Origin of the sequence: Roseovarius aestuariivivens, assembly GCF_004761875.1 — a bacterium.
Lineage (GTDB): Bacteria > Pseudomonadota > Alphaproteobacteria > Rhodobacterales > Rhodobacteraceae > Roseovarius > Roseovarius aestuariivivens.
This window is the reverse complement of the sequence record NZ_SJEY01000004.1, coordinates 194,368-206,211: the sequence shown is the minus strand read 5'-3', so window position 1 is coordinate 206,211 and position 11,844 is coordinate 194,368. Positions and strand designations below refer to the sequence as shown.

The 11,844-nt window shown below is 60.9% G+C and carries 11 protein-coding genes; 7 read left to right on the top strand and 4 right to left on the bottom strand.

From position 1 onward, the window contains the following. The first annotated feature begins 90 nt into the window (after positions 1–90). Positions 91–930, top strand: a complete 840-nt coding sequence (gene panB / locus EZV60_RS08525; RefSeq protein ID WP_135504350.1) for a 3-methyl-2-oxobutanoate hydroxymethyltransferase — start codon at positions 91–93, stop codon at positions 928–930. Continuing rightward, positions 930–1,772: a pantoate--beta-alanine ligase gene (gene panC / locus EZV60_RS08520; RefSeq protein WP_135504347.1), complete on the top strand. Its 843-nt coding sequence runs from the start codon at positions 930–932 to the stop codon at positions 1,770–1,772. Before panB ends, panC begins: the two co-directional genes overlap by 1 nt. Positions 1,773–1,852: 80 nt before the next feature. Here the strand turns inward: panC and EZV60_RS08515 are convergent, their stop codons facing one another. The 3 genes from EZV60_RS08515 to rpe all read right to left on the bottom strand — a co-directional run bounded on the left by EZV60_RS08515 (position 1,853) and on the right by rpe (position 4,554). After that, entirely contained in the window at positions 1,853–3,136 is a 1,284-nt protein-coding gene (locus EZV60_RS08515; protein WP_135504344.1) for an acetylornithine deacetylase/succinyl-diaminopimelate desuccinylase family protein, read from the bottom strand. A gap of 63 nt (positions 3,137–3,199) precedes the next feature. After that, positions 3,200–3,856, bottom strand: a complete 657-nt coding sequence (gph, locus tag EZV60_RS08510) for a phosphoglycolate phosphatase (protein ID WP_135504342.1) — start codon at positions 3,854–3,856, stop codon at positions 3,200–3,202. Beyond that, complete coding sequence (gene rpe / locus EZV60_RS08505; RefSeq protein WP_135504340.1) at positions 3,853–4,554, bottom strand: ribulose-phosphate 3-epimerase; 702 nt, start codon at positions 4,552–4,554, stop codon at positions 3,853–3,855. The genes gph and rpe overlap by 4 nt, the downstream gene beginning before the upstream one ends. Positions 4,555–4,631: 77 nt before the next feature. On the opposite strand from rpe, the gene EZV60_RS08500 reads away from it, so the two are divergent. The 5 genes from EZV60_RS08500 (at position 4,632) to cueR (ending at position 10,658) form a co-directional block, all read left to right on the top strand. Beyond that, on the top strand, positions 4,632–6,275 hold the full coding sequence (locus tag EZV60_RS08500) for a long-chain fatty acid--CoA ligase (RefSeq protein WP_135504338.1): 1,644 nt from the start codon (positions 4,632–4,634) through the stop codon (positions 6,273–6,275). After that, positions 6,272–7,291: a phosphotransferase family protein gene (locus tag EZV60_RS08495; protein ID WP_135504336.1), complete on the top strand. Its 1,020-nt coding sequence runs from the start codon at positions 6,272–6,274 to the stop codon at positions 7,289–7,291. Before EZV60_RS08500 ends, EZV60_RS08495 begins: the two co-directional genes overlap by 4 nt. Next, complete coding sequence (locus tag EZV60_RS08490; RefSeq protein ID WP_135504334.1) at positions 7,288–7,719, top strand: PaaI family thioesterase; 432 nt, start codon at positions 7,288–7,290, stop codon at positions 7,717–7,719. Before EZV60_RS08495 ends, EZV60_RS08490 begins: the two co-directional genes overlap by 4 nt. Before the next feature lie 81 nt (positions 7,720–7,800). Continuing rightward, entirely contained in the window at positions 7,801–10,263 is a 2,463-nt protein-coding gene (locus EZV60_RS08485) for a heavy metal translocating P-type ATPase (RefSeq protein ID WP_135504332.1), read from the top strand. Continuing rightward, positions 10,260–10,658, top strand: coding sequence for a Cu(I)-responsive transcriptional regulator (gene cueR, locus EZV60_RS08480; RefSeq protein WP_135504329.1), 399 nt, complete (start codon positions 10,260–10,262; stop codon positions 10,656–10,658). The genes EZV60_RS08485 and cueR overlap by 4 nt, the downstream gene beginning before the upstream one ends. On the opposite strand, the gene EZV60_RS08475 is transcribed toward cueR, so the two are convergent. Beyond that, entirely contained in the window at positions 10,643–11,827 is a 1,185-nt protein-coding gene (locus EZV60_RS08475; RefSeq protein ID WP_135504327.1) for a cytochrome P450, read from the bottom strand. The two genes, cueR and EZV60_RS08475, sit on opposite strands and share 16 nt — an antisense overlap. Between the last annotated feature and the right edge of the window lie 17 nt (positions 11,828–11,844).

Below are 11,844 nucleotides of genomic sequence, written 5' to 3'. Positions count from 1 at the left end.
AGACGCGTTTGTGCAGGATGTATCTTATATGGATTTGACGGGTCAGACCTGCTAATCCGGCGCACAGTTTCGATCAATGTGAGGCCCGTCATGAGCGCAACAGCCGGCAAATCCGCCCCGATGCCAGATGACATTCGCGCGATGAAGGGTGGCACGCCCATAGTCTCGCTCACGGCCTACACGACACCGATGGCCCAGATCATGGACGAGCATTGCGATTTCGTTCTGGTGGGTGACAGTGTTGGCATGGTGCTGCACGGTATGCAGAACACGCTCGGCGTGACGCTCGAGATGATGATCCTCCACGGTCAGGCGGTCGCACGAGGCCTCAAGACAGCGATGCTGGTTGTGGACATGCCCTTCGGATCCTACGAGGAAAGCCCGGCTCAGGCCTTTCGCAACGCCTCGCGCGTCATGGCCGAAACCGGTGCGGCGGCGGTTAAGCTCGAAGGCGGCGTCGCCATGGCCGAAACGATCGCCTTTCTCGTGGCGCGCGGCGTGCCTGTGATGGCCCATATCGGTCTGACACCGCAATCCATCAATACGCTCGGCGGTTACAAGGTTCAGGGACGGGAAGACAAGGCTGAGGCGCTTTTGGCCGACGCGCGCGCGGTGGCCGAGGCCGGCGCATTTTCGGTTGTGCTCGAGAAAATACCTGCGACTCTTTCCGACCGCGTGACACAGGAGATCCCGATACCGACAATCGGCATTGGCGCCTCGTCCGGTTGCGATGGGCAGATCCTCGTACACTACGACATGCTTGGCCTTTTCACTGCGTTCAAGCCGAAATTCGTCAAGCGTTATGCCAATTTGGGCGAAGACGCGATGGCGGCTGTCAAGGCGTATGCAGACGAGGTACGAGCGCGCAGCTTTCCAGCCGAAGAACACACTTTCGCAGACACCGCACCGGCCAAGAAAGGCGCGCCGTAATGACAGCGCCGATCCTGCGGAGGCTGGACGACCTGCGCGCAACCACGGCGCCCTGGCAACGCGCCGGGACCCGCATCGGTGTGGTGCCGACCATGGGTGCGCTGCATGACGGTCACCTGTCGCTTGTGGCCGCCGCCAAAGCCGCGTGCGAGCATGTGGTCGTAACGATTTTCGTGAATCCCAAACAGTTCAACAATGCCAAGGATCTTGAAAACTATCCCCGCACCGAGGAAAGCGACGCACGCAAACTGGCGCGCTTCGATGTGGATGCACTCTGGGTTCCGGATGGCGACCAGATGTATCCCGAATCTTTTGCCACGAACGTGTCCGTTGCTGGTCTGACCGACGTGATGGAAGGCGCGCATCGGCCCGGCCATTTCGATGGGGTTGCCACCGTCGTCGCCAAGCTTTTCACCCAAACCTCGGCAACTGATGCGTTCTTCGGCGAAAAGGATTTTCAGCAGCTTCTCGTAGTGCGTCGCATGGCGGCGGATCTGGACCTGCCTGTCACGGTGCACGGCTGTCCCACGATCCGCGATATCGACGGCCTGGCGCTTAGCTCGCGAAATCTGCTTTTGTCCGACCGCGCCCGCACCGTCGCGCCACGTTTGCATGAGGAAATGCAGGAAATCGCCGAGGGTCTGAAAGGCGACAGGCCCTTCACTTCGCTCCAGACCGCCGCGATCACCCGGTTGGAAAAGGCAGGCTTCACATCTGTGGACTATCTAGACCTGCGCCGTCAAAGCGATCTCTCACCAGCCGTGGACACACGCGCACCGGCAAGGCTTTTTGCAGCAGCGACCCTCGCCGGCGTTCGCCTTATCGACAATATGTCGATCTGAAGTACAGCCGTCCCGACAGCCCATTCGCCACCCCATAGCGCGGGCACCGAAAGGTCGTCGTTGACAGAGGCTTGAAGCGATCAGGTCCCGCCAAGAAGCTCGTAAAGCGCCAGGGCCATGACTTCAGCCGACTGGCGCATATCCTCGACACCCACGTATTCATCCGGCTTATGTGCCAGATCAAGGATGCCCGGACCATAAGCGATGCAGTTCTTCAAGCGTCCGATCCGGTCGATGTGTTTCTGGTCATAGGTCCCGGGACTGACCACGTAATCGGCGGGTCGCGCAAAAACCGTCTCGACCGCACGCGAAACAGCCCCAACGACAGGCGCATCCTGTTCGGTCATGGTCGGTAGAACGCGATGCAATTCGCGGATTTCGAAGTCAAACCCCGGGCGACCGCGCCGCACAGTTTCGAGCACTTCGCGGATCTCTGCCTCGACATCGGCAATGTCTTCCTCGATCAGAAAACGGCGGTCGATCACCATGCGACACCGGTCTGGCACGCACGGGCTTGGCAGGCCGGTATAATCCGCCGCTTGTTCGGGCTCACCACCGTGAATCGAGTTAATATTCAGCGTCGATTGCCGCGCCCCTTCGGGCACGACCGGCATTTCGGTGCGCTTCTCCGCAAGTGATGGAAAAAGGCTCGTCTCCATCTCGGCCATCACCGCCCCCATGTGCCGCACGGCGCAATCACCCAGAAACGGCATGGAGCCATGCGCGATCTCACCTTTGGTTTCGATCTCGGCCCACCAGACACCACGATGTCCAAGACAAATCCGGTCCTTGTTGAGCGGTTCGGGTATGATCACGTGCTGTACGCGCTCGGGAGAAAAATATCCCTTTTCCGCCAGGTAAGCGACGCCACCGAAGCCGCCGGATTCCTCGTCCGCCGTACCACTGATTTCAATCGCACCGGCGAAATCGGGGCAAAGCGTCAGGAACGCTTCGACGGCAACAATGCTGGCGGCAAGTCCGCCCTTCATGTCACAGGCGCCGCGTCCATAAATTCGACCGTCGCGCAGTTCCCCGCCGAAAGGATCTGTTGTCCAGCCATGACCGACCTCGACAACGTCGATATGACTGTTGAAATGCACGCATTGCCCAGCTCGGTCACCCTCTCTTCGGGCAACGATGTTCCAGCGCGGATGCTTGTCGCTGTCGCCCAAAGCACCCTCGGCGCGGATCATCTCGGTCTTGAACCCCGCGCCGGACAAGCGCCGGTCAAGAAACTCGCAAATCTCGCGATAATTTTCGCCAGGAGGATTGCGCGTGGGGATCCGGATCAGATCCTGTGTCAGCGCGATCAGATCGCTTTCGCGCGCTGCAAGCTCACCTTTCAAACGGCCGTGGAAACGCATCGACTTCTCCAGTCCGGGCAACGCGGCAACCCTAGCATCCGGTCTTAAAGGGTGCCATCGCTCTCAGCCAAGGATCGTGCGCGTGATATCGGGCAAATGCGCAAAATCCGAGAACGCGACCCTGTGCGTAAGCTCTTCGACCGGGATTTTTCGATACCCTTCGGTAAAAAGCGCGAACGGAATTCCGGCACGGTGCGATGTCTCCGCATCGACTTCGCTGTCGCCCACAAAGACGGCGTCGCGCGCGCCAGAGGCAGAAATCGCCGCATGCAGCGGGGCGGGATCGGGCTTGCGCTGGCTAAGGCTGTCACCCCCTATGATCACCGGAAAAAAGCGGGCGAGATCGAGGTGTCTCAAAACAGCCCGTGCCGGGCTTTCCGGTTTGTTCGTGCAAAGACCCAAAACAAGGCCCTGCTCGATCAGGTTTTCGAGGGCCTCCGTTACACCCGAGTAGGTCACAGTGTGGTCGAACGCCGTCTCGTAGATTTCCAAAAAATCGCTCAGCGCTTGCGCCTGTAGTCCGGGCCGGTCGCCAGCGTTTCGCGCTGCAAGGCACCGCTCGATGAAGATACCTGCGCCATGCCCGACAAAACCGCGCGCTTCCTGCTGCGTGAAAGGCGCCAGTCCGTGGCGTGCCATAACCTTGTTTGCGGCCGCATGGATGTCCGGGGCGCTGTCAATCAACGTGCCGTCGAGGTCGAAGATGACGGCCCGGGTCATGCGGTTGAGGAAAGAACCGGGCTGACCGAGTCTCGGATTGCCCGCATGTTCGCGCCGTACACATCCGGTGCCGCCACGCTGCCCCCTTTGAAGACAGCCGAGCCGGCAACGAGAACATCGGCGCCGGCCTCGACCACAAGCGGTGCGGTTTCAGGTGTGACGCCGCCATCGATCTGAATGTGCACCTCTCGCTCCCCGATCATCTCGCGAAGAAGGCGGGTCTTTTCGATGCCGGAGTGGATGAATTTCTGCCCCCCGAAGCCCGGATTTACCGTCATCAGCACGACCATATCCACCAGATCGAGAACATGTTCGATACTGGCCAGCGGGGTGCCGGGATTGACGCAGACCCCGGCCTTGCACCCTGACCCACGAATAGCCTGCAACGTGCGGTGAATATGCGGACCGGCTTCGACATGGGCACTGATCATGTCCGCACCTGCCTCGGCGTAGGCTTCGATATAGGGATCGACCGGCGCGATCATCAAATGCACGTCCATGAAGGTTGTCACGTGCGGGCGAAACGCCTTGACCGCGGGCGGCCCGAAGGTGAGGTTTGGTACGAAATGCCCGTCCATCACATCAACATGCACCCAGTCTGCGCCCTGGTCCTCGATCGCACGAATCTCGGCCCCGAAATTCGCGAAATCCGCGGATAGAATCGATGGCGCGATCTTAAGGCTGCGGTCGAAGGACATTGGGCGTCTCCTGATTGATCCGGTGGGCGCTTTGTGCAACCAATGAAGCCCCGCGTCCAGAGAAGATAAGACGACCGATGCGCGCGATGATGCAGACACAGCCGCTCAGGATCATCGACATCCTGACCTACGCCGCCGAGGCCTTTCCCGAGCAGGGGATCGTTTCGGTGCGCGAAGAAAGCGACGTGCATCGCATCACCTATTCAGAGACGTTGACCCGCGTGGCGCGCCTGGCCAACGCCCTTCTGGATCTGGGAGTGCAACCTGGCGATCGCGTCGCAACGCTGGCATGGAACGGGTACCGCCACTTCGAACTTTACTACGGCGTATCCGGCATCGGCGCCGTATGTCATACGATCAATCCACGTCTTTCGGCCGAGCAGATGAGCTATATCCTGCACCATGCAGGCGACCGCGTTGTTTGTGTCGATCCGAGCCTGCTACCGGTGCTGGAGGGCTTGGGCAACGACCTGCCATCCGATCTACGCGTGATTGTCTTGGCCGACCCCGACCATATGCCCGACAACGTCCTTGAAACGCAATGCTACGAAGACCTGTTATCTAAGGCCAAGCCCACCATTGACTGGCCGGTCTTCTCGGAAGAGACCGCGGCGGGGTTGTGCTATACCTCTGGCACCACAGGCAATCCCAAAGGGGCCCTTTATTCCCACCGCTCCACCGTGCTCCACGCTCTGATGGTCATCGCTGGCCATCCCGGCAGCCTAAGGCACGGCAAACGGGCGCTTCCCGTCGTACCGCTGTTTCACGTCAATGCCTGGGGGATGCCCTACACCGCACCGCTGGCGGGCATGAGCATGGTAATGCCCGGGGCGAACCTCGACGGAGCGAGCCTGTTCGATCTGATGGAGGCCGAGCAGGTCTTTACCGCCTGGGGTGTGCCGACAGTCTGGGCCGGCCTGCTTAAAGAAATCGAAGAACGCGGTCGCCCGCCTGCGGGCTTCGCCGATCTGGTGGTCGGCGGCTCGGCCGCGCCGCGTTCCATGATCGCCGCATTCGAAGAGATGGGCATTAACGTCAACCAGGCTTGGGGCATGACGGAAATGAGCCCCATCGGCACCCGTGGCATCTTGCCCGCCGCTCTCGATGACGCACCTTTCGATGCACGTGTTGACGCCAAGGTCGGCGCGGGCCGTCGGCTTTTCGGCGTGGAATACAAGTTGGTCGACGACGATGGCAATATCGTGCCGCATGACGGCGAAACGCCCGGCGAGCTTTTCGTGCGCGGAAACACCGTGATATCGGGATATTTCGAGAACGCCCCGGCGACAGAGGCCGCTATGGACGCGGACGGCTGGTTCGGCACCGGCGATGTGGCCACGGTCGACGCGAATGGACGCTTGATCGTACGCGATCGCGCCAAGGATCTGGTCAAGTCCGGCGGCGAATGGATCAGTTCCATCGACCTTGAGAACGCCGCCGTTTCGCACCCGGCAATCGCCGCCTGCGCGGTGATCGCCATCCCACATCCGAAGTGGGACGAGCGCCCCGTGCTCGTTGCTGTGCCCTCGGGCGAAGCAAAGCCCGATCTTGAGGAGTTACACACTCACCTGTCGCCGGAGTTCGCCCGCTGGCAATTGCCCGACGACATCCTGTTCGTGGACGAATTGCCGCTGACGGCGACGGGAAAGATCTCCAAGCTGACCTTGCGCCAGCACTTCGAGGATTACGTGCATCCCGACCTACGCGAGACCCGCGCGTGAGCGGTACGCTCGACACAGAGGCGGTGGCGCTATGGGCAAAGGACCGGCTGCCGGGATTCGACGGACCAATCAAAGCGAAGAAATTCTCAGGCGGGCAGTCGAACCCGACCTATCGCCTCGACACAGATGCCGGCGCCTACGTCCTGCGCCGCAAACCACCCGGAACCCTTTTGAAATCCGCCCACGCAGTGGATCGGGAGTACCGCGTCCAGAAGGCCCTGGCCAATACGAGTGTGCCGGTGGCCGTTATGGGCGCGCTTTGCGAGGACGAGCATGTGATCGGCTCGGCCTTCTACATCATGGATTTAGTCGAAGGCCGAAGCTTCGATCAGCCGACTTTGCCGGAACTTCCGAAAGAGATGCGCGGCAAGGTGATCGACGAAATGAACCGCGTGCTCGCAGCGATCCACGAAATCGACATCAAAGCGACGGGGCTTTCGGATTTTGGTCCGCCGGGACACTATTGCCAACGCCAGACGGACCGCTGGTCAAAGCAATATGCGGCAACCCAGACAGAAGATTTGCCAGACATGACTGCGCTGATGGGCTGGCTGCAGGACCACATGCCCAAGCACGATGACCAGCGGTGCCTCGTGCACGGCGACTACAGACTTGATAATCTTCTCTTCGCCAAAGACCGGTGCGAGATCGTGGCCGTGCTCGATTGGGAACTGTCCACGTTGGGCCATCCCTACGCCGATCTGGCCGGAGTTATCATGCAATGGTCGATGCCCGCCACGACCGAGGGGCGAGGTCTTGCCGGCGTCGACCGCGACGCGTTGGGCCTCTGGTCAGACGCGCGCTTCATCGAGGTCTACTGCACGCGGCGCGGGTTGCCGGGCATTGACGATTTCAATTTCTATCTCGCCTTCTGCTTTTTCCGGATGGCCGCGATCCTGCAGGGCGTAAAAAAACGCGCGCTCGACGGCAATGCCGCTGATCCGGACCGGGCCCTGCGCCTCGGGGCGTTCGTGCCGGAATTTGCCAGGGCCGGGCTGAAGGCCACCAGTCAATGAATGGCGATCTCGACCCCCGCCTGCGCGAGGCGCCTTCACCGCTTTCGGAAACGCTCGGATTCGAGATGACCGGCTGGTCGGACGGCTATGCGCGGATCGAAGCTCCGCTTGCGGATCAACTGATGAACCGACAGGGTCTGCCGCATGGCGGTGTTTATGCCGCGATGCTGGACACCGCGATGGGGTTCTGCGGCTGTTACACGGGTGATCCGGAGATCCGTCAGAACGCGCTGACCTTATCAATGACGGTGAATTTTCTGTCCCGCGCCACGGGAAGCCGGCTTATCGCCGAAGCACGTGTCACCGGAGGCGGGCGCAGCACCTTCTTCGCCCGGGCGGAAGTACAGGACGACACGGGTGCCCGGATTGCCGAGGCAACCGGGGTTTTCAAGCTGCGGTCCAGCAAAACGACGACCGTTACGAAATAGGTCGACCTTCTGCGCCCCACACCCTTGACCTTCCAGCAACTGGAACCCTTATCTGAAGGGTCACCGCAGTCGGAAAGGGCGATGACCAAGATGGAAAAACTGCGCCTTGATATAGAAGGGATGACCTGCGCCGGCTGCGCCGGGCGGGCGGAACGTGCCTTGCAGGCGGTACCGGGCCTGCAGGAAGCGAGCGTGAATTTCGCCACGGGCAGCGCTCAGATGGACCTCGGCACGGCACGTCTTTCAGAGGTGACCGCGGCGCTTCGTGAGGTTGGCTATTCTGCAAGCGAGGAAGACGCGGTGCTGTCAATCGAGGGCATGCACTGCGCTTCGTGCACCGCGCGAATTGAAGATGCGCTCAACGCCAAGTCCGGCGTTGTCTCAGCACGGGTCAATCTCGCCAGTCAGCAGGCGAAGCTGCGGTTTCTGCGTGGCGCGATCACGCCTGAGGACCTCGCGCGGATCGTCACGGATCTGGGATACCCAGCGAGACCTGTCGAAGCTCAGAACGAAGACGATGTCGGCGAACGACGCGACGCTGAAATCCGCGACGCCCGTCGCATGGCGGTCATCGCGGCGGTGCTCACCCTTCCGGTTTTCGTGATGGAAATGGGCGGCCACCTGTTTCCCGCCTTTCGAGACGCTTTGCACGGCAGCCGTGGCAAAGAGACGATCTGGCTTGTGCAATTCGGTCTGACCACGCTGGTCTTGGCCTGGCCGGGCCGCACCTTCTTTGCGCGGGGTCTGCCTGTACTCCTGCGCGGCGCTCCGGACATGAACAGCCTCGTGGCCTTGGGAACTGCAGCCGCCTGGATTTTTTCCTCCGTCGCACTTTTCGCGCCGGAACTCCTCCCCGAAGGCACGCGCGCGGTCTATTTCGAGGCCGCCGCCGTCATCGTTACCCTGATCCTTCTCGGTCGTTGGCTCGAAGCGCGAGCGCGAGGTCGCACGGGTAGCGCGATACGCCGGTTGATCGGCCTGCAACCGCGAACTGCCCGGGTCGAGCGTGACAGGGAGATAACCGATGTTTCGATCGAAACGATCGTCGAGGGCGACATCCTGCATCTTCGCCCGGGTGAGCGCGTTGCCGTGGATGGCGAGGTCACCGACGGTCAATCCTACATCGACGAATCGATGATCACGGGCGAACCTAAACCTGTTGCGAAAACGCCTGGAGATCCGGTGGTTGGCGGCACGATCAACGGCCAGGGCGCACTTACGTTCCGCGCCACAGCCGTCGGGCGCGATACGATGCTGTCGCGGATCATTGCCATGGTCGAAGAAGCACAAGGTGCCAAGCTTCCGATACAGGCCATGGCCGACCGGGTCGTGCGCCTGTTCGTGCCCGCGGTCATATTTACCGCCCTTGTCACCGTTGCCGTGTGGTTGCTTTTCGGCCCAGAGCCCGCGCTCGGCCTCGCGCTTGTTGCGGGCGTGTCGGTGCTGATTATCGCCTGCCCCTGTGCCATGGGTCTGGCTACCCCGACATCGATCATGGTTGGAACCGGTCGCGCGGCCGAACTCGGGACACTCTTTCGCAAGGGCGACGCCTTGCAGCGTCTGGACGGCGCACGCGTCGTGGCCTTCGACAAGACCGGCACCCTGACAAAGGGCGCCCCGACGGTGGTCGATGTAACATCCGTGAACGAAGCCACGCGGAATGAGTTGCTGCACCTTGCGGCCTCCGCCGAAGCGCAGTCCGAGCATCCCATTGCCCGCGCTATAGAGACCGCCGCGCAAGAGGCCGGGCTGTCCGTTGTAAAACCTTCTAACGTTCAGGCAATCGGCGGACACGGTTTGACCGCGAAGGTTGCAGGACACTCATTGGTCATCGGCACGGCTCGCCTGATGGCGCAGGAAAATATCGACACGGCGCTTGTGCAGGACGCTCTCGCAAAGCTGACCGGTCGTGGCGAAACGCCTGTGCTGATAGCCGTCGACGGGGAAATTAAAGGATTGATCGCCGTTTCGGACCCGATCAAGCCACATGCCAAGGCCGCAATCGACGCCTTGCACCGTGACGGGTTCAAGACGGCGGTCATTACCGGCGACACAAGCGCCACCGCGAAGACGATTGCGGCTGAGCTTGGAATTGATCATGTCGAGGCCGAGGTTCTGCCGGGCGAAAAACGTGACGCCGTGCGCCGGCTGCGCGAGGCTTTCGGTCCGGTAGCCTTTGTTGGTGACGGGATCAACGACGCGCCCGCCTTGGCAGAGGCGGATGTGGGTGTCGCCATGGGAACGGGCACCGATGTGGCGATCGAGGCCGCCGATATCGTGCTTGTTTCCGGCGATCCCCGAGGGGTCGTGACCGCGGTGTATGTTTCGCGCCAGACCATGCGCAACATCCGGCAGAACCTCTTCTGGGCTTTTGCCTACAACATCGCCCTGATCCCTGTGGCCGCTGGCGTGATCTACCCGGTGACCGGAATGCTTCTGTCGCCGATGCTGGCCGCCGGCGCCATGGCGCTCAGCTCCGTTTTCGTGTTGAGCAATGCCTTGCGTCTGCGCCGTATCGCCGCCCCGCTGGAAGGTGATTCATGAACATTTCGGACGTTGCAAGAAAGACCGGTTTGCCGCCCAAAACCATCCGGTACTACGAAGAAATCGGCCTGATCCAGCCAGATCGTGGTGCGAATGGGTATCGGCTCTTTTCAGAAACGCACTTACATCAACTCGCCTTCATCGGTCGCGCCCGCGCGCTCGGCTTTTCCATTGAAGACTGCCGAACACTTTTGTCGCTTTACGGTGACAAAAGCCGGGCAAGCGCCGACGTGAAACAGGTCGCGCTCGAACACCTGGACGAGATTGACGCGAAGATCGCACAACTTCAACAGATGCGGACGACTCTTCAGCATCTTATCACGTCCTGCGCCGGCGACACGCGACCCGATTGTCCAATCCTGAACGACCTCGCGCAAGGTCAGGCGAGTTCATAACGAATGGGAAGGCGCAGCGCGCCGGTATTCCCACTGTCGGGAAGCCATTCGGGGGTCCCGTCATAGGCGATCTTTCGAAACGTCTCCCGTAAGCCTGCTAGCGCCGAGGCGGTATCGGTCCGTGCCACGAAATGCCCGATACAGTGATGCGCGCCGCCACCGAAACCGAAATGCTTGCGTCGCTTGAGCGTGATGTCGAACCGCGGATCTTCGCAGATCGACGGATCACGCGCACTGGCATGAACAAAAAGATGGACGACCGTACCCTTTTCGATCACTTGCCCGTTCATCTCTACATCCTCAAGCGCCTCTCGCGTGGCCCATGTGGTGGTCGGACGGGCTCGAATGAATTCCTCGACCGCGTTCGGGATGAGACCGGGATCGGCGCGCAGCGCCTCCCATTGATCGGGCGCCTCAATGAAGAGCGACAGACCGAGGCCTAACAGCGCGCGGGTCGTATCGACCCCGCCAAAGATCGAAATCACAATGGTGTTGAGCAGTTCTTCCTGCGTACAATCTCCGTTCCGGTCAAATTGCGCCACCATTCGCGCGACGTAGCTTTCGGAATCTTGGCCGTTGCGCACCTTCACCACAAGATCTTCGGCCAGTCGAAAAAGGGTCTCGCATGCCTTGTTGAATCGCGCCTCATATTTTCGGGCATTGATCCCCATCGCAAGGCCCAGGTCAGCGGCATTATGCGCCACGAGCGGCCACGCATCTCGCTCCATTCCCAGTAGAGTTGTGATCGCACGACCTGCAAAAGGTTCGCAAAAGGCAGATTGAAACTCGCAATGGTCCGATTTCCGCAGATCGTTGCACAAGTTCATTGCGATCTCGTCGAACGCAGGTTTCAAACCGAGAACGTAGTCCTCGCTCAAAGCTGGCACAGCCAGTGCGCGAAGCCTTTGATGCTCCGGCCCTTCACGCCCGATGACCGAGTCACGCCAGAAGTCAGCAAAACTGCCGGAAATACCGACCGTTTCCGGCCAGTTGTGACTGCCTTGCCGGAACCGCCGGTCACGCAAGATACGACCAACCTCTCTGTACCGCAGAACCGCTAGGCCGTACGGCGTGCGTGCGCACCAATGAGCGTCGCGCGCCACACGCATCTGGGGACCGCGCGTGGAAAAGGCGGGATCCGAAACGTCTAGAAATGGCAGGTCGTCCATCCCTGAGCCCACCTTCT